Below are 22970 nucleotides of genomic sequence, written 5' to 3' on the forward strand. Positions count from 1 at the left end.
CGACCAGGGCGGTGGTCCGGGATCGACCAGTCGGAGCGTCGTCACCGATCACGGTCATCGTGTCGATGCGGAGGATCAAGGCTGCGGTGCACGCCGCATCGCATCGCTGAATCACAGCGCGGTTCAGCCGGCTCGTGGAAGACGGGTAGCCGGTGGGTGTGTGGGGAGGCGTCGTCGTCGGTGGCGTGGGTCGGCTCCGGGGAGGAGGCGGCCATGGCGGTCGGTGAACTCGTGGGTCGTGGGGTCGATGACCAGGCTCCCGGCATGGACCGCTCTATGGCATCTGGGACATAGTCCGATGAGGTTGGCCAGGTTGGTGGGTCCGCCGCGGGACCACCAGATGATGTGATGGATATGCACCACGGGCGCCCGACAGCCAGGTGAGGCGCATTGGTGTCCTTGTCGGGCGAGGACCGCAGTCCGTTGCCTGGGCGTCGCCAACCGGCTGGATCTGCCGACGTCCAGGACTCCGTCCTTACCCCCGACCGCGATGGGGGTGATGTCTGCTTCGCAGATCATCTCCTGCAGCTGGCGGATGCCGATGGTCCCAAACCCCACCAACTCCCCAGACCCGGCATCGTCCATCAACGTCGACGCGTCGATCGTCAGGGCCAGGTGCGGACGCACCCCCTTATCGCACGGTAGCCCGCTCTCCAACACCGAGTCGAGGAGTCGTTCCAGCCCATCGACCCGCCGCTGGGCACTCGTGCGCGGATCATCGGCACCCGATGGTGCCGACAGCGACTGCAGGAGGGCGGTGAGTTTCGCGCCGGTGGTCGAATTGAGGAACCCGTTGATGTGAACACCGTCGGGAACCGGATTCACCTGGATATCCTCACGGGCCATGCCATCGATCCACGCCTGATCCAACTCATCGGGATACACCGCATCCCGCAACGCACGGACCACCTGACGCAGAGCCGCCGGTTCGTGAGACGAGGCCACGTCCAACAGCTCCGGAAGCAGGTCACGGGTGTGTCCCGGACCGACATGCGTGACCGCATACGACAGATGCTTGACGTGTTCCAACGACATCCCACCCGCTGAGGCCAGCTCGGCGGCCTCGGGGATCTGTTTCAGGGTCACCCCAGACCTGACCAACTCACTCGCCCGCCGCGAGCTCACCCGCAACTGATCACGCAACCACGCCTTCACCGAGCTATACCCCTCACCCTCGTGCTCGAGGGTCTCGGACATCTCAGCCGTCAGTTGAGCCTGGGCAGCGTCCACCGCATTCCGCACCTCTTCCAACGCCCGCAACGCATCCGTCGAAGGCGCGAACGCCTCCAACAACGCCGCGGTCTCCCGCAGCCGCTGCGCCAGATCCCCCGAACTCATACACCTATAGTATCGAACAAAAATTCGAACATCAAGAGATGGTGGCGACTTTCTTCGTTGGCCTGCCGGGATACGGAAGATGTGACTCCCTGGCAGTCATAGCAACCGCCGAGGCACATCCTTCGTCACCACCAGACCAGGCGGCCGCATCGTGAAACGGCTCAGCCGCGCGGACGCCAGCGGCCGAAACCACCCTCAGTGCTGATCGTCTGCCCGACGATCCACCGAGCCTCATCGGTCAGCAGCCACGCGATCAGCCGAGCCGGGTCGTCCGGCTCGCCGTACCGACCGAAGGGGAACATCGGTCCGACCGACCGCATCATGTCCTCGGTGAGATAACCGGTGTCGACAGGACCGGGATTGACCGTGTTGACTCGAATGCCGCGATCGGCCAGCTGGTCCGCGATGGTCGTGGTGACTCCGGCGATCGCCGCCTTGGCCGCCGCGTAAGCCACCTCGCCCGGCATCGGCCCGAGTCCCTGGCCCGATGTCAGGAAGACGATCGAGCCGGATGCTCCATCCTCGTGCTGCGCCGCGAAGGCCTGCGCCAGCAGGATCGACGCGCGCGCGTCGACCGCCCAATGACGGTCGAGCTCGACCGCCGTGAGCTCGCCGAGAGCACCGTCCGAGCCGCTGAGCGCCTGGTTGCACACCAGCGCGTCCACGCGCCCGAACTCCTCGACAGCGGCCGCGATCACGTGTTCCGGCACGCCCTCCTCGGCGAGATCGGCGTGCAGATCGACCACCCGCGCATCGCCGACGAGGTGAGTGCGCACACCGTCGAGCACGAGGCCGAGGTCATCGGAGCCCCACGGCTGCTCGTCGTCATGTGGCGAGAAGTGGTGGCAGAAGACGCTCGCACCATAGGCCGCGAGCCGGCAGGCGAGGGCGTAGCCGATCCCCGCGCGGCGGCTGACCCCGGTGACCACCACGGACCGGCCACGTAGAGGCAGTGGCTCGCGGGCCAGTTCGCTCGTGCGCGCGGGGTGCATGAGCCCAGTAGATCAGACGGGGATCGGCTACCGTCTCGAGGAATGGAGTCGCCTGTGGATGCCATCACCGAGAAGCTGATCGCGCCCGTCATCGACCATGTGCGACGGCATGATCCCGGGACGGTCGCCGGCTTCTACCTCTACGGTTCGGCGATCTCCCGGCTCCGCCCCGACAGCGATGTCGACCTGTTGCTGCTCACACGCCGCTCCCTCACCGCGGACGAGCGCGCCAATCTGATCACGCTGCTGCTGGCTCACTCCGGCTGGCCCGGCCACGCGGAGCGCTTCCCAGAAGCCGCGGACAGACGTCCGCTCGAGTTCACGAGCCTGGTCCTCGACGACATCGTTCCTCTGCTCGAATGGCCGTCGCGGGACTTCCAGTACGGCGAGTGGAAGCGCGCCGAGCTCATCGACGGAGCACTGTCACCGCCCACGAGGGATCCCGACATCGTCACACTGCTGGCCACTGCCCACGCCGGGCATCGAGCGCTGTTCGGCCCGCCCCTGGAAGAGCTCGTCCAAGCCGTCCACCCAGACATGCTGCGCCGCGCGGTCGTCGCCAGCATCCCCGGACTGCTCGACGACCTCGACGGCGACGAGCGCAATGTCCTGCTGACCCTCGCGCGCGCCGTGGTGACGGCCCGCGACGGCCGGATCGTGTCCAAGGACGCCGCGGCTGACCGGGTCGCCGCGCATCTCGACGGACATGACCGAGCACTGCTCGAACGGGCACGGGACGGCTATCGCGGCATCGTCGACGACGACTGGAGCGGTCTCACCGGCGAGGCCGCCTCGCTGGCGCGACGTCTGGCTGAGCTCGCGGTCGGCCTGGAAACCTAACGTTCGCGCTGGGCGAAGTCCGCGATGAGTTCCGCGAGAAGCTCGGGCCGGTCCTCTGCCACGAGCGTCGCCGCGTCCTCGATGACCTCCAGCCGGGAATCGGGGTAGAGCGCCTCGAGCCGGGGGCCGTGGACGGCGGGCATCAGCCGATCCTCGGCGGCCCAGACGATCAACACCGGCTTGGTGAACGATCTCCACTGCTGCGATAGCCGGAGCAGCTCGGCACGAGACGGGTTGCCGGTCGCGAAGGCGATGAAGTCACGCCGGATGCGCCGATCCGCCATCGCCGGACGGAACCAGTCGATGATCAGCTCATCGGGCAGACCGACGACCGACATACCACCGTAGCCGCGCTTCATCTGCCGGAAGACCCGCAGGCCCATCAACCGCAACAGCAGCCAGAAGCCACCAGGGATCCTGCCCGCGATGTTCATGATCTTCGCCGGACCGGGCGGGAAGTTGTCGAAGGCCTCGCAGGCCACCAGCACCAGGCCACCGATGCGGTCGCTGCGTCCGTCGTTGATGAGGAACTGACCCCCACCCCAGTCGTTCAGCACGAGCGTGACGTCGTCGAGGTCGAGCGCATCGAGGAAGTCCCCGAGGATACCGGCCACGCCACGCTGCGAGAGATCGGCACCGGAACGCATCGGCAGGCGATGACCACCGAGCGGCAAGGTGGGCGCGATGATCCTCATGCCCGGCAACAACGGGACGACCTTGCGCCAGACCCGGTGGTCCATCGGAACGCCGTGGCAGAGCACGATCACAGGGCCGTCTCCGCCGGTGTCCTCGTAAGCGAGGGGTCCGGCCTCCAGCTCGACGAACGGCATCGCTGCACCTCATCCGGTCGTTCTCTGAGTCGTCCACCATCCTCGCAGGCAACACGGCCGGCGCGGAAGGCTTCGCCCCGCAGCCACCTCGTGTTCACGCGAGCGCTGTCCGATCGTCGTCTGCCGTGCTTAGCGTCTCGCCACGTGCATCGACGACTTCTCTCCTTGACCGCCGCGGCGGCTCTGGTCCTCGGGACCTCCGCCGCGGGCGCAGCCACCACTCAGTACCCCGCCGACACCGATCCGGCCGGATCGCTGACCCCGCTCGGCACCCATCACAGCGGCCAGTTCGACGAGAGCGCCGCGGAGATCGTGGCCTTCCACGCCGGCACGCAGCGCACCTTCGTGGTCAACGCCTTGTCCGGCCAGATCGACGTGCTCGATGCCTCGGATCCGACTTCACCGGTCCAGGTGGGCACGATCGCGGCACCGGAGGGGGTGGTGAACTCCCTCTCGGTACGCGAGGACGGCCTCGTGGTCGCCGCGATCGAGGCACCGACGAAGACCGATCCCGGACACCTGCTGTTCGCCGACGCGACCACACTGCAGAACCTCGGCACCGTCGAGGTCGGCGCACAACCCGACATGGTCAGCATCTCGCCCGACGGCGCCTACGCAGTCTCGGCCGACGAGGGCGAACCCGCCGACGACTACAGCGCCGACCCGGAGGGGACGGTCAGCGTGGTCACGCTGCCCGATGAGCTCACCGCCCCGGGCCAGGAGGCCGTTCGCACCGCGACCTTCCACAACTGGGAGGAGAACGGCCCACGCGACCTGCCCGAGGAGGTCCGGATCTTCGGACCCGAGGTGAACGCCGATCGTCCCGTGTCGGCCAATCTCGAACCCGAGTACGTCGCCATCGACGGCACCACCGCCTACGTGACTCTGCAGGAGAACAACGCGATCGCGGTGGTCGACCTCATCGGCGCCCAGGTGACCGACCTCTGGCCGATGGGTTTCAAGGATCACAGCCAGCCGGGTATGGGCTTCGACGCCTCGGACCGGGACGACGCGATCGCGATCGAGCCTCAGCCGGTGCTCGGCATGTATCAACCCGACGGCATCGGTGCTTACTCCGCGGGCGGACAGACCTATCTCGTGACCGCGAACGAAGGCGACTCGAGGGAATGGGGCGACTACGCAGAAGGCGCCCGCGTCAAGAACCTCGGCAAGGACGGCCTGGCGCCGATCTGCGAGGATGCTCCCGCCGCCGCGTTGACCGGCGATGCCGACCTCGGCCGCCTGAACGTCACGCTGGAGAACGGTCTGCGTGAGGACGGCTCCTGCTACGAGCAGCTGTACTCCTTCGGCAGCCGGTCCTTCTCCATCTGGACCCCCGAGGGCGATCTCGTGTTCGACTCCGGCGATGAGTTCGAGCGGATCGTGGCCGAGGCGCTCCCGGAGCACTTCAATTCCAACCATTCGGAGTCGAACTTCGACGGCCGCAGCGACGACAAAGGTCCCGAGCCGGAGAACCTGGCGATCGGTCAGGTCGGCGACCGGACCTATGCCTTCATCGGCTTCGAGCGGGTCGGCGGGGTGATCGTCTACGACATCACCGACCCCACCGCACCGGAGTTCGTCCGCTACACCAATGAGCGCGACTTCTCCGTCTCGGCCGAGCAGGAGATCGACGGTGGAGCCGACCCCGCGGATGTGCTGCGACGCGCCGGCGACCTCGGACCCGAGGGGGTGGCCTTCGTGGACGCCACCGACTCCCCCACCGAACAGCCGCTCGTCATCACGGGCAACGAGGTCTCGGGCTCGACGACCTTCTTCGCCGTGACGGTCGACGACGAGGACGGGTCCGGTCCAGGACCGGACCCGGAGCCGACCGAGCCCGCGCCCACGGAGCCGGCACCGACCGAGCCGCCCTCCGAACCGGCGCCCACAGACGCACCGGGGACCGACCCGCCGGGAGACTCTCCCGCGAAGAAGCCCACCGGCGATCTGCCGGGCACCGGTGCCACGGTCTCGCCCTGGTGGTTCGCGCTCGGCGCTGCCCTACTCGCCGGCGGCGGTCTCCTCGCGCGGAGGCGGCTGGGCTCCTGACCTGAACGGATCGCTGACGATCCCACTTCCGCTCCCCGCGAGTGGTGCAATCCTGCCCGCGAGGAGCCGGTGACCTCTCGAGCCCGTGGAACGCGGGCAGGGGTCAGGACCAGGCGGAACGCACGAGAGTGTGCACGGCGGCGGGAGCGAGGCCCGCGCTGGCCGCCAGGGCCGCCTCTCCCTCCGGTGAGTCGGCAGCGTGCAGCGTGGACGGACCGAACCAGCGCGCCCAGCTCTGGGCGAACGCCTCGCGCCGATCGCGACGACGGGCGAACTCTCCGGGCACCGCGTACCAGGTGTGACCGACCGGACGGGCCCGCCCGAAGAACACCGCCCATCCGGCTGCCGCGCCGGCGGGCGGTGCGAGCTGACGAGCGACGAGGTAGCGCGGGACGGTGATCGGAGCGAGCAGCTCCTCGAGGGCCTGCGCGAAGATCCCGTCCTCGGGCTCGTCCCGCAGTGAGAAGCGGTAGGCCCCGGTCGCGTCGACCAGGACCTCGACTCCGGCGGCACCCGGCGCGTACAGACCACCGAGAGCGAGTGCGTCGGCGACGAGGTAGGCGTGCGCGACCAGGCCGTCGTCCCGCGCGGCCTCGCGGGCGGCGCGCCAGGGGTGCCGTCGCACCTTCTCGCCCTCGACGCCGTGCTCACCCATCCGGGCCCACGGAGGGGCCGGATCAGCTCGGGGAGCATCGACCATCGGGACGGACGCGCCCCCGTCCGCGACGACCCGAAGGACCGTGCGGGACCGGTCCTCATAGGGCTCACCCACCCGCCAGCGCCGGCCGATCACCTCGCGGTCCTGCGCACGTACCGCCATCGCGTCGTTGATCGCCGCCAGATCAGTGAGGTCCGGCGGCACGTAGGGAGAGAACCGGGCGTCCACATGGGGCACGCCCGAGACGATCTGACCGTCATCGTCGACACCGAAGTAGCCATCGTGCTTCCGCACGAAGCGCCGCCAGTCGCTGTCACCGCCGGGGTGATCGTGGGCGACGCAGACGACGCTCCAGGTGAGCGCCACCTTCCGGCTCCAGTCCGGGTCGATACGCAAGGCCCGGCCTCGGGTCTGGATGACCGCGGAGCTCGTGCTCGCCGTCGACAGATCGATCAACGTCGTGACCTGCTGGGCATCCCACCCCTCGCCGAGCAGCGCTCGGGTGCCGACCAGCACCTGACAGTGGCCCTCGCCGAAGAAGTCCGTGACCAGCGGCACCCACCGCCGACTCGTCCAGGGCCCGGCGAGTTCGACCAGATCAGGTGCACCCTCGATCTCCCTGGTCTCGAGCCGGCCCGCGATCTCCGGTTGCCGCGCGGCGATGAACGTCAGCAGGCGGTCGACGACGGGCGGTCGCGCAGCTACCGTGCGTCCGGTCATCAGCACCGCGTCGACGGGCGCATCAGCGAGGCCGGCCATCACCTCGAAGGCCGACCCGTGCTCGGCCGGCGCCCCTTGCAGAGCCGCCGCGGACGTCGCGCTCGCGCGTTCAAAGTCGCACACCACGACCGCCCGCAGCCGCTCCCCCAGCGCGATGTGCTCGATCCCCACGATCTCGGCAGCGGCGCGCATCTTGCTCACGCTCCGGCTCAGCACCCGGTCCACCCGCGACTGCGCGGGACGCGAGACCCCACGGCGTGAGGCCTGCAGCCCGATACCGGGCAGTGCGGCCCTCAGATCGTCGATCACTGCCTCGTCCACCGGGTCCTCACTGTGCCGGAGGCAGCCGCCGACCCAGTCGTCGAGGAGCGCGGACCAGTCATCGGTCGACAGCGGGACCCGGTGCTCCTCGGTGAGACGGGCACCCTCAGGAAGGGCCAGCAGACCCGCATGAACGAGGCGGAGCGCCGACCGCGCCAGCTCGGGCTCCTCCCGCGCGAAGGTGTTCCAGCCGACCGGCAGCTCGCCGAATCTGCGGTCACACCACATCAGGAGCGGTGTCGTGCCGTAATCCGGGTCCAGCAGCTCGGTCGTCAGCTCGGCGAAACGTCGCGAGGAGTCATCCAGCCAGCGGTCCTCGTCGGCATCGGGCGTGGTGAGCCACGCCAGTTCCGCGAAGGGCGCGAGATCGCCTTCGCGCACCGCGGCCGGGATCGACGCGCTGTAGACGATGTCGCCGAACAGCTCCTCCACCTGCGCCGCCTGCCGCTTCGACAGGGTGCCCGGAGGCGTGGCGGTGAGGCCGAGGACGTGCGCCTCCGGCATCTCCGCCAGCACCTCGGTGAGCAGTGCACCCCACGTCTCCAGCAGGTGATGGCACTCGTCCAGGACGACCGTCACCGGGCCGGCGGCGTGGAGCGCGGACACCAGCGCCTTGCCGTTCTCGTGCAGCCGGTCGACGAGGGGCGCTTCCTCCCCGGTCCGCTCGTCGGGGTCGAAGCTCGCGAGCGACTGGTAGGTGAGGGCGGTGAAGGGGCCGTCGAGATCGCGGGCCGTCGAGACCGGCCGTGAGTCATAGCGCTCCCAGGTCCGCGTCCACTGACCCTGGATGGCGGTATTGGGACAGAAGACGACGGCCGGCTGCTCCAGCTCGCGGAGGAACTCCATCCCCAGCACCGTCTTGCCCGCTCCCGGAGGCAGGGAGACCCAGAGACGGCGGCGGCCCTCGCGACGTCGTTCGGTCAACGTCGCGAGGGCCTCGCGCTGGAAGCGCCGGAGCGCGTAGGGCACCTGGCTCAGAGCTTGTAGTCCTTGAGCAGGCTGCGCCCGATGATCATCTTCTGGATATCGGACGTGCCCTCGCCGATCAGCATGAAGGCGGCCTCGCGGTACAGCCGCTCGATCTCGTACTCCTTGGAGTAGCCGTAGCCGCCGTGGATACGGAACGACGCCTCGACGACCTCATTGCAGTACTCGCTCGCGACCATCTTGGCCATGCCGGCCTCGACGTCCATCCGCTCGCCGGCGTCCTTGAGCCGCGCCGCCCGCACGACCATCGAATGCGCGGTCTCGACCTTGGTCGCCATCTCCGCGATCCGGAACAGCACCGCCTGATGCTGCGCGATCGGCTTACCGAAGGTCTCGCGCTGCTGCGCGTAAGCCACACCCAGCTCGAAGGCGCGATTGGCGATGCCCACCGCGCGGGCACCGACGTTGACGCGGCCGACCTCGACCCCGTCCATCATCTGGTAGAAGCCCTTGCCGGGCTCGCCGCCGAGAACCTGATCGGCACTGATCCGGTGCTTCTCCAGGATCATCTCGGTGGTGTCGATGCCCTTGTAGCCCATCTTGTCGATCTTGCCCGGGATCGTGATCCCCTGGGCCGTCTCGCCGAAGCCGGGCTCCTTCTCGATCAGGAAGGTGGTCATGTTCCGGTAGACGCTGTCAGCGCCCTCGTCGGTCTTGCACAGCACCGCGACGAGCGTCGACGAGCCGCCATTGGTCAGCCACATCTTCTGCCCGGTGATCTCATAGCCGTCGTCGACCTTCGTGGCCTTGGTGGAGACCGCCGAGACATCCGAGCCCAGCGACGGCTCGGACATGCTGAACGCGCCCCGCACCTCGCCTGTCGCCATCTTCGGCAGGTACTTCTGCTTCTGCTCCTCGGTGCCGTGCTGCATCAGCATGTACGCCACGATGAAGTGCGTGTTGATCACACCGGAGACGCTCATCCAGCCGCGCGCGATCTCCTCGACCACCAGCGCATAGGTGAGCAGCGACTCGCCGAGGCCCCCGTACTCCTCGGGGATCATCAGCCCGAAGATGCCCAGCTCCTTGAGCCCCTCGACGATGTCCGTCGGGTACTCGTCCTTATGCTCCAGGTCCGTCGCGACCGGCAGGATCTCCTTCTCCACGAACTGCCGTACGAGCTTGAGGATCTCCTCCTGCTCATCGGTCAGGCCTTCGGTACGGACAAGACGACCCATGGGGATCCTCCTCGGTGTCAGGTGTGATCGTCGCGACTGTACCGCGAGCGGCACCGCGAGTGACCGGCGAGTAGCGTGTTCCGCCTCACGCCTCGCCCACCTCGACCGAGATGTGCTCCCCGTTCGTCGACCACCGGAGCTCTCGGTTGACGAACGGGGAGCACGTCTCGGTTCTACGCCGGTGCCGGCGGCGGCACCCGTCTGCCCTGCGCGGAGATGACGACCACCAGTCCGCCGAGGATGAGCGCGAGCCCGACATAGGTGCCCCACGGCAACGCCTCACCGAGGAAGACGGCCGCGAGCATCGCCGCGGTGGGCACTTCGAGGAGCAGCGCCAAGGAGATCACCACCGGCGTCATCACCGCCAGCAGATGGTTGATGATCGAGTGGCCGAGGAACTGCGCGCAGAGCACCACACCGGCGATCAACCACCAGTCGCGCCCCGAGATCCCCGTCAGTCCCACCCCGAGAGCCACGCAGAGCGCGGCGGTCGTCACCGAGCACACCCCGTAGACGCAGAAGGTGTACGTCGTGGTGCTCATACTCGCTCGCGCTCGACCGCCGGCGACGACGTAGAGGGCCGCGAACAGCCCTCCCGCGAGCGCGAGCGCATCGCCGATCAGCGCATCGCGCGAGACACCGAGGTCGACACCGGTGATCGCGAGTACCCCGGCGATCGCCAGCGCGCACCCGGCGAGGACGACCGGTGCGGTGCGCGTGCCGCGGAAGGCCTCGATCACCACCACCCAGAGCACCTGCATGGAGACCAGCGCGATCGCGGCGGCCACCGAGGTCAGCTTGAGCGCGGCGATCCAGGTCGCGAAGTGTCCGGCCAGCATCACGCCGGCGAACACCACGAGCCCCCACCGTCTGCGTCCCAGGCGCATCAGGTCACGACGGCCGGCCGTCAGGGCGAAGGGCGCCAACAACACCGTGGCGGCCGCATTGCGCCAGAAGGCAATGGCCAGCGCCGGTGCCGCGATGGCCGCCATGAGCGGTCCCGAGGCCGAGACGCCGAGGATCGCCACCGCCAGCAGGAACACGCTCACGGGAACAGTCTCCCCGGCGCGCGCGGAGCACCGGATCCCGCCTCCTTCACATCGCCGCCCATCGGGACCCGTGGCTAGAGTTCTACCGTGAGTACGACCACCGGACGCATCTTCCTGTCCCGCATCGTCGGACAGGCGGTCTTCGACCCCGTGGGCGATCAGGTCGGCAAACTCCGCGATGTCGTCCTGGCGGTCCGCACCGCCCGCCAACGACCTCGTGTCCTGGGTCTCGTCGTCGAGATCCTGGGCCGCAGACGTGTGTTCCTGCCGATCATGCGAGTCACATCGATGGACTCCGGCCAGATCATCACCACCGGTGTCCTCAACCTGCGCCGCTTCGAGCAACGCCGCACGGAGACTCTCGCCGTCCACGAGCTGTTCGACCGAACGGTGTCCTTCGGCGAAGGGCTCGAGGGCACGGTCTACGATCTCGCGATCGAGTCCGATCCGCGACGAGACTGGTACGTCTCGGATGTCGCGGTGCAGGAGAAGGGCAAGCGCTTCAGCCGACGCGGTGCGAGCCACGTGCTGGAGTGGGACGAGGTGAGCGGTCTCGCCCAGGACGAGAGCGGGCAGGGTGCCACGCATCTGCTCGCGACCATGGACGAGATGCGGCCCGCCGACTTCGCAAGCGCCCTGCGCGATCTCACCCCCAAGCGCCGGCTCGAGATCGTCGCCGAGCTCGGGGACGAGCGCCTGGCCGATGTCCTCGAGGAGATGCCCGACGCTTTCCAGGCCGAGATCCTGGGCGTCCTCGATCCGGACCGCGGCGCCGACGTCCTCGGCGAGATGAACCCGGACGACGCGGCCGACCTGCTCGGCGGCCTGCCCGCGAAGACCGCCGAACAGCTGCTGCTGCTCATGGAGCCCGAGGACGCCGACGATGTCCGGCGACTGATGGAATACGAGGACCGCACCGCCGGCGGCATGATGACCACCGAGCCGGTCGTGCTGCTCCCGGACGCGACCATCGCCGAGGCACTCGCGCTGATCCGCGAGCCGGAGCTCCCGCCGGCGCTGGCGGCGATGATCTATGTGTGCCGTCCACCCGTGGAGACGCCCACGGGCAGGTTCCTGGGTGTCGTGCACTTCCAGGCGCTGCTGCGAGAACCGCCCTCCACCCTCGTGGGAGCGATCGTCGACAATGACATCGACTGGCCGCGCCCGGAGACGTCGCTGGCTCAGGTCTCGAGTCTGCTCGCGGCCTACGACATGGTGGCGCTCCCGGTGGTGGACGAGAACCAGCATCTGCTGGGCGCCGTGACCATCGACGACGTCCTCGACCATCTGCTGCCCGAAGGATGGCGCGAACAGGACGACACCGCACTGGAAGGGGGCCTGGTCCGATGACCGAACGAGAGCGCGCACGCCTGGACCAACCACGCGACCTGCGCCGGTCGCTGCGACCACGCCGCGACCCCGATCCCGAGCGCTTCGGTCGCTTCGCCGAGGGGGCCGCGCGATTCCTCGGCACGGCGACCTTCATCGCCTGGATGACGATGTTCATCGCGGCGTGGCTGGCATGGAATATCCTCACGCCGCCGTCCTGGCGCTTCGACTCCTATCCCTTCATCTTCCTGACATTGATGCTGTCCTTGCAGGCCTCCTACGCTGCCCCGCTGATCCTGCTCGCGCAGAACCGCCAGGAGGCGCGGGACCGGATCACCGCCGAACAGGATCGTGAGGCCGCCAGCCGCTCCCATGCCGACATGGAGTTCCTCACGCGCGAGGTCGCCAGCCTGCGACTCAGCCTCGGCGAGGTCGCGACACGCGACTTCCTGCGCGGCGAGCTCCGCTCCCTCATCGCGGAGATGAAGGAGCCCGAGGACGACGCCCCCGACACCCCGCGCTGACCGGGTACCCGTTGAGTGTGGGGCACCTCCCGCACCCTCAACGGGGTGTCGGGGCGGTTTCGGCGGCACGTACGATAGGAATCATGGCTGCCGTGACTGAGGACCAGGTCCGCGAGGCGCTCTCCGCCGTCAACGACCCGGAGATCAAGCGTCCCATCACCGAACTGGGGATGGTCGACACGATCACCATCACCGACGAGACGATCACCGTCCGTCTGCTGCTGACCGTCGCGGGCTGCCCCCTCAAGGACACGCTCAACCGTGACGTGACGGCCGCGGTCGCCAAGGTCGCCCCGGCGCACCTCGCCACCGTGGACATGGGCGTCATGACCGATGAGCAGCGCAAGGCCATGCAGGAGCACCTGCGCGGTGGCCGCGCCGAGCGCGAGATCCCCTTCGCCCAGCCGGGCTCGCTGACCAAGGTCTACGCCATCGCCTCCGGCAAGGGCGGCGTCGGCAAGTCCTCGGTGACCGTCAACCTGGCGCTCGCGATGGCACGCAGCGGACTCAAGGTCGGCATCGTCGATGCCGACATCTACGGCCACTCGATTCCCGACATGCTCGGGCTCGGCGACCAGCGTCCGACGCAGGTCGAGGAGATGATCATGCCCGTGCCCGCGGCCGAGGGCATGAAGGTCATCAGCATCGGCATGCTCAAGCCTCGCAAGGACCAGGTCGTCGCCTGGCGCGGACCGATGCTCGACCGCGCACTCGTGCAGATGCTGGCCGATGTGTACTGGGGCGATCTGGACGCGCTGTTCCTCGACCTTCCCCCCGGCACCGGCGACATGGCCATCAGCCTCGGGCAGCATCTGCCCGGTGCGGAGGTCATCGTCGTCACCACACCGCAGCAGGCGGCCGCGCAGGTCGCTGAGCGCGCCGGCACGATGGCCTCGATGATGCACCAGCGGGTCGTCGGCGTCATCGAGAACATGTCGTATCTCCAGCTGCCGAGCGGCGAACGCATGGAGGTCTTCGGATCCGGTGGTGCCGACGAGGTCGCCACCAAGCTGAGCTCTCGTCTCGGCTACGACGTACAGGTGCTCGGCCGGGTGCCGCTGGAGGAGAAGTTCCGCGAGGGCGGGGACTCCGGCGATCCCATCGTCGGAGCCGATCCCTCGGCCCCTTCGGCCGTCGTGCTGCAGGGCGTCGCCGATGCCCTCAGCGGTCGGCAGCGGGGGTTGGCGGGCATGCAGCTCGGGCTGTCCCCCGCCGGCCGGCTGTGACCCGCGGAGCCTGACCCGTGTTCGGGATGGGATGGCCGGAGATCGCGGTCATCCTCATCGTGGCGATGATCGTCTTCGGTCCGGACCGGTTGCCGGAGCTGGCCCGCCAGTCGGCCCGCTTCCTGCGGACCGTCAAGCAGATGGCCGACAACGCCAAAGCGGATCTGCAGCGTGAGGTCGGCGACGACTGGAAGGACCTCGACCCCCGCCAGGCGGTGCGCGAGGTCCTCGCCGAACAGGACCGCGATGCCACGCCGCCGCCGGTACCGCCCGCGCGGATCCTGCGCCCCGGAGAGATCCCCCCGTACGACGACGAAGCCACCTGACCTCGCTCACCTCCCCCGCCTGCTCACCTGTTGGCGGTAGGCCATCAACCCTTCCCTCGCGTGGGAGGTAGACAGTCAACCTCATCGAGCCTTGATGAGGTTGATGGTCTACCGCCCGGTGAGAGGTGAGGTTGATGGTCTACCGCTACCGGGGCGGAGGGTCACTCCTCGATGGAGGCGTCGAGGTCGGCGGCGACTCGACGCAGGACCACGCCGCAGGACTCGTCGAGCCTCTCGGTGTCTCGCAGATCGAGCATCAGCCGCGCCGTGGCGGCCTCCTCACGCATCCGATGCGCGACCTGGGCCGCCGTGCCGAAGTTGATGTGACCGTGCAGGCGGACGACGGTGGCGTCGTCGCGGTGATCGACATCCACGACCGGCGACGAGGTCTCCGGGCGGTCGGCGAGCATGTGCAGGCCGAAGCGACGCGAGATCTCCTCCAGCGCACGCACCCCGCGCACGCTGTTGCCGAACCGGTCGAGCCGCGGGCTGAACGCCGCGACACCGAACTCCGACGGATCGACGGCGATGATGCCGCCGGAGACGCCGCTCTTGGCGGGCAGTCCGACGCGGACCGTCCACCGTCCCGACGCGTCGTACATGCCGCAGGAGGACATCACGGCCACGACATCGCGGGTCACCTCGGGCGCCAGCACCTGCTCGCCCGTCGCCGGATTGCGCCCGCCGAAGGCCAAGGTGGCCGCCATCGTCGCCACATCCTTCGCATCGACCTGTATCGAGCACTGGCGGAAGTAGCTCTCGACGGCCGTGTCGACCCCGCAGTCGAAGGCCCGATAGGAGGCCAGCAGGTGCGCGATACCGCGATTGCGCTCCCCCGTCTCGGACTCCGAGGCGTAGACATCCTCGTCCACCTTCAGCTCCCGGCCCGCGCATGCCGACATCAGCGTCAGCAGGCTCGAGGTCTTCTCCTCGATGGTCTCGCCGGGTGCCATCGCGGTGGTGGCGATCGCCCCCGCGTTGATCATCGGGTTGTCGGGCTTGCCGCTCCCCGGCTCGAGGCTGATGGCATTGAACGGCTCGCCGCTGGGTTCGACGCCGACTCGTTCGAGCACCTCATCGCGGCCGAGGGTCTGCAGGGCGAGAGCGAAGGCGAACGGCTTGGAGATCGACTGGAGGGTGAAGCGGTGGCCGGCATCCCCGGCCGCATGGACGCCGCCGTGCGGTGAGACGAGCACCAAGGAGAGCGCATCGGCATCCGCTGACGCCAGTTCGGGGATGTAGTCCGCGACGTCGCCGGACGTGTCATCGCGAACGTCGTCGAGAACGGTGGTCAGGGCATCGACGATGGGATCATCGGTCATGCCGGCACCCGCCAAAGAAGAACCACACGATACGCGCGCACCGACATGACAACCCCCATCGTTCCCTCGCTGCGCTCGGTCATGCCGGCACCCGCCAAAGAAGAACCACACGATACGCGGGCACCGACATGACAACCCCCATCGTTCCCTCGCTGCGCTCGGTCATGCCCCCATCGTCACACGCTGACCGGACCCAGGAAGCGGGTGCGTCCCCTGCGCGGCTCGCGATGCGCGAGGGCCTCGCGCAGCTGCCCGCGACCGCGGTGGATTCGCGAGCGCACCGTGCCGAGCTTCACGCCCAGCACGTCGGAGATCTCCTCATAGCTGAGTCCTTCGACATCGCACAGGATCACCGCCACGCGGAAGTCGGCCGGCAAGGAGGCGAGCGCCGCCTCGACATCGGGGTCGAAGCCGGCGTCGTGGACGATCGACTCCGGCAGGATCTCCGCGCTGGGCAGGCGTTCCTCGGCGCCGTCGAAGAAGGGATGCGTCTTCTGGCGCTGAGCCTTGCGGGCCTTGTCCAGGAACAAATTGGTGGTGATGCGGTGGACCCAGCCGGCGAAGTTGCCCGGTTCGTAGGTCTCGAGGGAGTTGAACACGCGCACGAAGACGTCCTGCATGAGGTCCTCCGCGTCCTGGCGGTTGCCGGTGAGGCGGTAGGCCAGGCGGTAGACCTGCGCTGAGTGCTCCTGGACGATCGCGTCCCACTGCACGGTGTTCGACTCCATGGTTAGATCCTCGGCCCCGATGCTGAGAGCACCCCCAAAAACTCCTGACGGTTCGCCCTCAGCACTTGTGACGTTCTTCACGACCAGTCTGACACGACTATGCCCTCGCGCGCGAGTCCGTACGGCAGGACGGAAGCGGCACGCTAGGCTGAACCACGACAACGGTTCGGACGAGGAGAGCATCATCACCACCGCAGCGAGCCTGGCCTTCGCCGAAGACCTGCATCCCGAAGACGATCACCTGACCGCGGCACGCGCCCATGGCGAACACCTCGACGCCGTCCCCGTGAGCCCCGGTGCCGGTTCGGCGCTCACCTTCCTCGCGGCCGCCGTCCACGCCAAGGCCGTCGCCGAGATCGGCACCGGCGCGGGCGTCTCAGGACTCTATCTGCTGCGGGGCATGGCGGCCGATGGCGTGCTGACCTCCGTGGACCTCGAGGCGGAGCACCAACGGCTCGCACGTGAGGCCTTCGTCGCGGCCGGGTTCCCTCCGCAGCGCTACCGGCTGATCACCGGCTCGGCCCTCGACGTGCTCCCTCGGCTCATCGACCACGGCTACGATCTGGTCCTCATCGACGGGGACAAGGTCGAGTACGGCGAGTACTTCGACGAAGCCCTCCGCCTCATCCGCCCCGGTGGCATGATCGTGTTCGACAACGCCCTGTGGCACGACCGCGTGGCCGATCCGTCCCAGCGCGATCCGCAGACCACCGCGATCCGCGAGCTCATCGCCCGAGTCCAGGCCGACGAGACACTGCGCAGCGTCGTGATCCCGCTCGGCGACGGTCTCCTCGCGGTGCAGGTCGGGGCCTGAGCCGAACTCCTCCAACGCGGAGCAAGATCACACCACGTGACGTGGTCTCGATACGCTCAGTCGCTCCCTCGCACTCGACCACCGAGGTAAGAGATCGGTGGTTGAGTAGCGACCGCGAGCTCTGCGAGCAGGACGCGTATCGACACCACCGTTCCGCAAGCGTGGTCTCGATACGCTCAGTCGCTAGCGCTCCCTCGCACTCGACCACCGAACAACCGAGATCGGTGACGCCAAGGGGCGCAGCCGTCACGGAGCGAGATCACACCGACTCGAAGCGGGCCGCGGAGCGGAAGCCGGCCGGCCCGCGCACGACGGCCACGACTTCGAAGGGCTCGATCGTGGGGGTGACACCCAGCCGCTCGGTGGCCGGGGCCGTCGACGCCTTCGCCTCGAAATCCTGCTGGAAGGCCGCGCGAGCCTCATCGGAGACGAAGACATAGGTGCCCTCGAACCACTCGCCCTCACGGGCGCGCCAGGTCTTGAAGCGCAGGCCCTCGAGACCCGCGAACTTCGCGAAGGACTCCTCCTCCACGTAGCTGCGCAGGCCGTCGAGGGCCCGATCACCGGCGCCGGCCAGTGACCAACGGACCGAGAGTCCGAACATCCGAGCTCAGATGGCCTTGAGCTGATCGCCGAGGGTCTCGGCTTCGTCATTGGTGAGCTCGACGACCAGACGTCCGCCGCCCTCGAGCGGGACGCGCATGACGATGCAGCGTCCCTCCTTGGTGACCTCCATCGGTCCGTCGCCGGTCCGAGGCTTCATGGCCGCCATGTGTTCCCCTCTCGTCATCAACGTCCGGCGAATGCGCCGGACGTGTCGATCTATTATCGCTCATCTCGACGGCGATCGGCGACAGGGTTCGAGAAAATCAGCCGGACCCGCCGTCTCGTGGCCTGTCGTGGCTGATACATGGGGTATGGCGGCATTCGGATGCGTGCCCGGCGTCGCCAAGACCGTGCCTTGGCCGCGACGGACCGCTAACGGGCCACGCAGTCCGCCAGATGGTCGTTGACCATGCCGGTGGCCTGCATGAGGGCGTAGGCGGTGGTGGGCCCGACGAAACGGAAGCCAGCGCGCTTCAGCGTGCGTGCCATGGCCGTCGACTCCTCTGTCACGGCGGGGATCTCGCCCATGTCGCGTGGCACGACCGCGACCTCGGGACGGAACGACCAGAGCAGGGCGTCGAGACCTCCGTCCAACTCGTTCACCACGCGGGCATTGGCGATCGTCGCCTCGATCTTGCGCCGATTGCGCACGATGCCGGCGTCGTCCATCAGCCTCTCGACGTCCCGGTCACCGAAGCCCGCGACCGTCTCCGGGTCGAAGCCCGCGAAGGCGGCCCGGAACGCCTCGCGCTTGCGCAGGATGATCGACCAGCTCAGTCCCGACTGGAAGGCCTCGAGGCTGATCCGCTCGAACAGCGCCTGCTCACCGTGAAGCTCACGCCCCCATTCCTCGTCGTGGTAGGCCTGCATGAGCGGGTCGGAGCCCTCTGCCCAAGCGCACCGCGTCACCATCAGTCGTTCGCCACGAACCAGCGGACCGCGTCCTCGGGATCGTCGCAGAGGTGGACACGGTCCAGATCCTCCTCGGCGATCATTCCGGCGGGCAGCATCGTGTCGCGCAACCAGTCGACCAGGCCCCGCCAGTACTCCGAGCCGTAGAGCACTATCGGGAAGGTCGTGATCTTGCCGGTCTGCGAGAGGGTGAGCGCCTCGAAGAGCTCGTCCATCGTGCCGAAGCCGCCGGGCATGACGATGTAGCCCTGGGAGTACTTGACGAACATCGTCTTGCGCACGAAGAAGTACCGGAAGTTGATGCCGATATCGACCCAGTCGTTGAGGGTCTGCTCGTGGGGCAGCTCGATGCCGAGACCGACCGAGACGCCGCCGCATTCGCTCGCCCCGCGATTGGCGGCCTCCATGATGCCCGGGCCTCCCCCGGTGATGACGCCATAGCCCGCCGCGCACAGGCCCTCGGCGATGCGTCGAGCGGCGTCGTACATGGGATCCTCGGGCGAGGTGCGCGCCGAGCCGAAGATCGCGACGGAGGCGCCCAGCTCCGCGAGACCGCCGAATCCCTCGACGAACTCCGACTGGATCCGCATGACGCGCCACGGGTCGGTATGGAGCCAGTCGTGCGGGCCACGATGATCCAGCAGGCGCTGATCGGTCGTGGACTCGGGCACCGCGTCACGGCGCAGGCGCATGGGGCCGCGTCGCCACTCCGCGGGTCGCTGCTTGCTCATGGGGTCAACCACCTCGTCAATCGTTCGTGGACCGTGCGCAGATGCTCCACGGGGACGTGCTCATCGGCCTTGTGCGCGAAGGAAGGGTCGCCGGGACCGTAGTTGACGGCGGGAACTCCCAGCACAGTGAACTTCGCGACATCGGTCCAGCCGTACTTGGGGCCGACCTCGCCGCCGACGGCCTCGACGAAGTCCGCCGCGGCCGGCCGGTCGAGCCCGGGGAGGGCACCGGGGGCGCTGTCGGTCACCGTCAGCCCGAAACCCTCGAAGACCTCCTGCAGATGGGTGAACGCGTCATCCTCGCTGCGATCGGGCGCGAAACGGAAGTTCACCGTGACGACGGCTTCGTCGGGGATGACGTTGCCGCTCACTCCCCCACTGATGCCGACCGCGTTGAGCCCCTCGCGATAGACCAGGCCGTCGATCTCGACCTCACGCGGCGCATAGGAGGCCAGGGTGTCGAGCACCGGAGCGAGCGCGTGGATGGCATTGCTGCCCATCCACCAACGCGCCGAATGCGATCGCTCGCCCACCGTGCGGATGTCGACGCGCATCGTGCCCTGGCATCCGGCCTCGACACCGGCATTCGACGGTTCCATGAGGATGGCGAAGTCGCCCGCGAGCCATTCGGGATGTTCGCGGGCGAGCCGTCCGAGCCCGTTGTGCACAGCGGCGATCTCCTCGGCCTCGTAGAAGACGAAGGTGATGTCGCGGACCGGCTCGGTGAGCTGTGCGGCGAGCTTCAGCGCGATCGCGACGCCGCCCTTCATGTCGCAGGTGCCGAGGCCCCACAGCGTGTCGCCCTCCAGGCGCGACGGAAGGTTCCCGTTCTCCGGCACGGTGTCAAGATGCCCGGCGATTACGACGCGTTCGCTGCGTCCGAGTGACGTGGAGGCGACGATCGAGTGACCATCACGTTCCACCCGCAGATGTGGAAGCGCGCGCAGGGCCTGCTCGACCGCGTCAGCGATCTTCGCCTCGTGCAGGCTCTCGGAGGCGATGTCGACGAGCGCCGCGGTGAGGTCGACGACGTCCAGGGACAGGTCCAGTTCAGGCACGTGACCACCCTAGAGGCTCCCACCGTCAGCGGTGGTAGACCATCGACCTCACCTCATGGGTGGCGGTAGCTCATCAACCTCACCCCGCGGGTAGGGGTAGGCCATCAACCTCACCCCGCGGGTGGCGGTAGCTCATCAACCTCACCCCGCGGGTGGCGGTAGCTCATCAACCTCACCCCGCGGGTAGGGGTAGGCCATCAACCTCATCGACCGGTCATAACGTTGAGGATCTACCGCCCACCTCGTCGTCAGCGCTCGAAGACGCAGAACTCGTTGCCCTCGGGATCGGCCATGACGGTCCACTCCAGATCGTCGCCGCGTGGCCGTAGGATCCGGCCTCCGCGCTCGACGATGTCCTCGACACGGGCTCCGCCCCGCAGCCAGACGTCCCAGTGGACACGGTTCTTGACGGTCTTGGGCTCGGGGACCGGCACGAAGTCGAAAGACTCGACCGGCGCGCCGGGGATCTCGTCGAGGTACGTGTAGCCGTCATCGGTGCCGAGCACGCCGCCCCACACGTCCTGCCACCATGAGGCGATCGCGGCGTGATCGACGGCGTCCACCACGATGTCCTTCAGTCCCACCGGCTGCGCCGGATTGAGGAAGACGCAGAACTCGCCACCCTCGGGGTCGGCATAGACGATCCAGCCGAACTCTCCCTCCTCGCTGAGCCGGGGCGAGTCCTCGAAGGCAGAGAGGTCGCGCGCATTGAGGTCGAGGTGGACCCGATGCTTGGCCGCCTTGGGCTCCGGCACGGCGTTGAGCCAGATCGCCTGCTCGGGCCGTGCGCCGCGTAACAGCGCGTCGCCGTCGTTGAGCGCCTCCACCTCGAGATTCAGTCGTGAGGACCACCAGCGCCCCAGGGCGAGCGGGTCGACCGCATCGACGACAAGATCCTTGAACTCGACGAGAGGTGCCATAGTGCTCACCGTAGGCGCGACCTCTAGCCGCCGCCCGGGCGGTGAGCTATCCCGCACCCAGCGCGGTCAACTGCGGGATAACTCACCGCCCACCGTGAGAGTGCGGGATAACTCACCGCCCACCGCGAGAGTGCGGGATGACTCACCGCCCATCGCAGGTGGGGTCAGCGCAGGTGGTCGGCGATGCGGGGAGCGATGGCGCGCAGGGCGCGACCGCGGTGGCTGATGGCGTCCTTGTCTTCGCGGCTCAGCTCGGCCGTGGAGACCTCGTAGCCGTCGGCCGCGAACAGCGGGTCATAGCCGAAGCCGCCCGCTCCACGCTCCTCGTGCAGCACGCGACCCGGCATCTCGCCGATCTCCACGATCTCCACACCTGGCGCGCAGAACGCCATCGCACACCGGAACGAGGCGCTCCGGCGCTCGTCGGGCACATCGGCCAGCTGGGCCAGCAAGAGACGGTTGTTGGCCGCGTCGCCGCCGTCATCCTTCGGCACACCGGACCACCGTGCCGACAGCACGCCGGGCATGCCGTTCAGCGCGTCGACGCAGATACCCGAATCGTCGGCGAGCGAGGGCAGGCCGGTGGCGGCGAGCGCCGCGCGCGCCTTGATGAGAGCGTTGCCTTCGAAGGTCGGCTCCGTCTCGGCCGGCTCGTCGTAGTCGGCGACATCGCGCAGTCCGAGAACCTCGACCTCCGGGACGAGCGGCGCGAGGATGCGCCGCAGCTCATCGAGCTTCTTGGCGTTGTTCGACGCCAGCACGACCTTCATCGGGCGAGGGCCTCGCGCTGGAGAGCGGTCAGATCGGCGCAGCCCTTGCCGGCGAGCTCCAGGAGGGCATCCAGCTCGCCCTTGTCGAACGGCGCTCCCTCGGCGGTGCCCTGCACCTCGACGAAGCGGCCGTCACCGGTCATCACGACGTTCATATCGGTCTCCGCGCGGACATCCTCGACATACGGCAGGTCGAGCATCGGCGTGCCGTCGATGATGCCGACGCTGACCGCGGCAACCGACCCCGTGAGCGCGTCGCCGGTGAGGGCCCCCGCACGGCCGAGATGGGCCACGGCATCGGCCAACGCCACATAGGCTCCCGTGATGGCCGCGGTCCGCGTGCCCCCGTCGGCCTGGAGGACATCGCAGTCGAGGGCGATGGTGTTCTCGCCGAGCGCGCCGTAGTCGATCACGGCGCGCAGCGAGCGGCCCACGAGCCGGCTGATCTCGTGCGTGCGGCCACCGACCTTGCCCTTGACGGACTCACGCGGCGACCGCTCGTGCGTGGCCTGCGGCAGCATGGCGTACTCGGCGGTGACCCAGCCGAGTCCCGATCCCTTGCGCCAGCGCGGCACTCCCTCGCTCGCGCTCGCGGCACACAGCACGCGGGTGCGTCCGAACTCCACGAGGCACGAGCCCTGGGCGTGGTCGAGCCAGTTCCGGGTGATGGTGATGGGGCGGAGCTGATCGGGGGTACGGCCGTCTTCACGCGTCATACTCCGACCGTATCGGGTCGCGC

23 protein-coding genes are annotated in these 22970 nt (G+C 68.4%); 7 read left to right on the forward strand and 16 right to left on the reverse strand.

From position 1 onward, the window contains the following. Nucleotides 1-123: 123 nt before the first annotated feature. Together JL108_RS06495 and JL108_RS06500 are read right to left on the reverse strand one after the other, a co-directional pair. Nucleotides 124-1338: an HNH endonuclease signature motif containing protein gene (locus tag JL108_RS06495; RefSeq protein WP_205197571.1), complete on the reverse strand. Its 1215-nt coding sequence runs from the start codon at nucleotides 1336-1338 to the stop codon at nucleotides 124-126. A gap of 161 nt (nucleotides 1339-1499) precedes the next feature. Then, complete coding sequence (locus JL108_RS06500; RefSeq protein WP_205197572.1) at nucleotides 1500-2330, reverse strand: SDR family oxidoreductase; 831 nt, start codon at nucleotides 2328-2330, stop codon at nucleotides 1500-1502. Nucleotides 2331-2372: 42 nt separating this feature from the next. Between JL108_RS06500 and JL108_RS06505 the strand changes: the two genes are divergently transcribed. Beyond that, nucleotides 2373-3170 (forward strand): aminoglycoside adenylyltransferase domain-containing protein, encoded by a 798-nt coding sequence (locus JL108_RS06505; protein ID WP_205197573.1) that lies wholly within the window; start codon nucleotides 2373-2375, stop codon nucleotides 3168-3170. Here the strand turns inward: JL108_RS06505 and JL108_RS06510 are convergent. Beyond that, nucleotides 3167-4000 carry an alpha/beta fold hydrolase gene (locus JL108_RS06510; RefSeq protein WP_205197574.1) on the reverse strand — a complete coding sequence of 278 codons (834 nt, stop codon included), beginning with the start codon at nucleotides 3998-4000 and terminating at the stop codon, nucleotides 3167-3169. The genes JL108_RS06505 and JL108_RS06510 overlap by 4 nt on opposite strands. A gap of 144 nt (nucleotides 4001-4144) precedes the next feature. Between JL108_RS06510 and JL108_RS06515 the strand changes: the two genes are divergently transcribed. After that, nucleotides 4145-6052, forward strand: coding sequence for a choice-of-anchor I family protein (locus JL108_RS06515; RefSeq protein WP_307837207.1), 1908 nt, complete (start codon nucleotides 4145-4147; stop codon nucleotides 6050-6052). 103 nt (nucleotides 6053-6155) lie between these two features. Here the strand turns inward: JL108_RS06515 and JL108_RS06520 are convergent, their stop codons facing one another. The 3 genes from JL108_RS06520 to JL108_RS06530 all read right to left on the reverse strand — a co-directional run bounded on the left by JL108_RS06520 (nucleotide 6156) and on the right by JL108_RS06530 (nucleotide 10965). After that, complete coding sequence (locus JL108_RS06520) at nucleotides 6156-8720, reverse strand: DEAD/DEAH box helicase family protein (protein WP_205197575.1); 2565 nt, start codon at nucleotides 8718-8720, stop codon at nucleotides 6156-6158. 5 nt (nucleotides 8721-8725) lie between these two features. Then, nucleotides 8726-9916: an acyl-CoA dehydrogenase family protein gene (locus JL108_RS06525; RefSeq protein ID WP_205197576.1), complete on the reverse strand. Its 1191-nt coding sequence runs from the start codon at nucleotides 9914-9916 to the stop codon at nucleotides 8726-8728. Nucleotides 9917-10089: 173 nt separating this feature from the next. Then, nucleotides 10090-10965, reverse strand: a complete 876-nt coding sequence (locus tag JL108_RS06530; RefSeq protein ID WP_205197577.1) for a DMT family transporter — start codon at nucleotides 10963-10965, stop codon at nucleotides 10090-10092. Nucleotides 10966-11052: 87 nt separating this feature from the next. Between JL108_RS06530 and JL108_RS06535 the strand changes: the two genes are divergently transcribed. From JL108_RS06535 to tatB, 4 genes are all read left to right on the forward strand, one after another. Then, complete coding sequence (locus tag JL108_RS06535; RefSeq protein WP_205197578.1) at nucleotides 11053-12315, forward strand: magnesium transporter MgtE N-terminal domain-containing protein; 1263 nt, start codon at nucleotides 11053-11055, stop codon at nucleotides 12313-12315. Then, nucleotides 12312-12818 carry a DUF1003 domain-containing protein gene (locus JL108_RS06540; RefSeq protein WP_143914446.1) on the forward strand — a complete coding sequence of 169 codons (507 nt, stop codon included), beginning with the start codon at nucleotides 12312-12314 and terminating at the stop codon, nucleotides 12816-12818. Before JL108_RS06535 ends, JL108_RS06540 begins: the two co-directional genes overlap by 4 nt. Nucleotides 12819-12901: 83 nt before the next feature. After that, nucleotides 12902-14044: a P-loop NTPase gene (locus JL108_RS06545; protein WP_143914447.1), complete on the forward strand. Its 1143-nt coding sequence runs from the start codon at nucleotides 12902-12904 to the stop codon at nucleotides 14042-14044. A 26-nt stretch (nucleotides 14045-14070) separates the two neighbouring features. Next, on the forward strand, nucleotides 14071-14370 hold the full coding sequence (gene tatB, locus JL108_RS06550; protein ID WP_240190764.1) for a Sec-independent protein translocase protein TatB: 300 nt from the start codon (nucleotides 14071-14073) through the stop codon (nucleotides 14368-14370). Nucleotides 14371-14531: 161 nt separating this feature from the next. Here the strand turns inward: tatB and glsA are convergent, their stop codons facing one another. Beyond that, nucleotides 14532-15692: a glutaminase A gene (glsA, locus tag JL108_RS06555; protein WP_205197579.1), complete on the reverse strand. Its 1161-nt coding sequence runs from the start codon at nucleotides 15690-15692 to the stop codon at nucleotides 14532-14534. Nucleotides 15693-15868: 176 nt separating this feature from the next. Next, entirely contained in the window at nucleotides 15869-16420 is a 552-nt protein-coding gene (gene sigE, locus JL108_RS06560) for an RNA polymerase sigma factor SigE (protein WP_205197580.1), read from the reverse strand. A gap of 67 nt (nucleotides 16421-16487) precedes the next feature. Between sigE and JL108_RS06565 the strand changes: the two genes are divergently transcribed. Continuing rightward, nucleotides 16488-17234 (forward strand): O-methyltransferase, encoded by a 747-nt coding sequence (locus JL108_RS06565; protein ID WP_307837209.1) that lies wholly within the window; start codon nucleotides 16488-16490, stop codon nucleotides 17232-17234. A 259-nt stretch (nucleotides 17235-17493) separates the two neighbouring features. Here JL108_RS06565 and JL108_RS06570 read toward each other — a convergent pair whose 3' ends face one another. The 8 genes from JL108_RS06570 to rph form a co-directional block, all read right to left on the reverse strand. Next, nucleotides 17494-17838, reverse strand: a complete 345-nt coding sequence (locus JL108_RS06570) for a hypothetical protein (protein ID WP_143914452.1) — start codon at nucleotides 17836-17838, stop codon at nucleotides 17494-17496. Nucleotides 17839-17844: 6 nt separating this feature from the next. Then, on the reverse strand, nucleotides 17845-18006 hold the full coding sequence (locus JL108_RS06575; RefSeq protein ID WP_170931393.1) for a DUF3117 domain-containing protein: 162 nt from the start codon (nucleotides 18004-18006) through the stop codon (nucleotides 17845-17847). 206 nt (nucleotides 18007-18212) lie between these two features. Beyond that, nucleotides 18213-18710 (reverse strand): DNA-3-methyladenine glycosylase I, encoded by a 498-nt coding sequence (locus JL108_RS06580; protein ID WP_240190719.1) that lies wholly within the window; start codon nucleotides 18708-18710, stop codon nucleotides 18213-18215. A gap of 41 nt (nucleotides 18711-18751) precedes the next feature. Then, nucleotides 18752-19483 (reverse strand): TIGR00730 family Rossman fold protein, encoded by a 732-nt coding sequence (locus JL108_RS06585; protein WP_143914454.1) that lies wholly within the window; start codon nucleotides 19481-19483, stop codon nucleotides 18752-18754. Continuing rightward, nucleotides 19480-20541, reverse strand: a complete 1062-nt coding sequence (gene dapE, locus JL108_RS06590; RefSeq protein WP_205197583.1) for a succinyl-diaminopimelate desuccinylase — start codon at nucleotides 20539-20541, stop codon at nucleotides 19480-19482. The genes JL108_RS06585 and dapE overlap by 4 nt, the downstream gene beginning before the upstream one ends. A gap of 248 nt (nucleotides 20542-20789) precedes the next feature. Continuing rightward, nucleotides 20790-21461, reverse strand: coding sequence for a VOC family protein (locus JL108_RS19805; protein ID WP_240190720.1), 672 nt, complete (start codon nucleotides 21459-21461; stop codon nucleotides 20790-20792). A gap of 164 nt (nucleotides 21462-21625) precedes the next feature. After that, on the reverse strand, nucleotides 21626-22231 hold the full coding sequence (gene rdgB, locus JL108_RS06600; RefSeq protein WP_205197584.1) for an RdgB/HAM1 family non-canonical purine NTP pyrophosphatase: 606 nt from the start codon (nucleotides 22229-22231) through the stop codon (nucleotides 21626-21628). Further along, nucleotides 22228-22947, reverse strand: coding sequence for a ribonuclease PH (gene rph / locus JL108_RS06605; RefSeq protein WP_143914458.1), 720 nt, complete (start codon nucleotides 22945-22947; stop codon nucleotides 22228-22230). Before rph ends, rdgB begins: the two co-directional genes overlap by 4 nt. Nucleotides 22948-22970 lie beyond the last annotated feature (23 nt).

This window comes from Aeromicrobium sp. YIM 150415 (assembly GCF_016918125.1).
In the GTDB taxonomy this organism is placed as follows: Bacteria; Actinomycetota; Actinomycetes; order Propionibacteriales; family Nocardioidaceae; genus Aeromicrobium; species Aeromicrobium piscarium.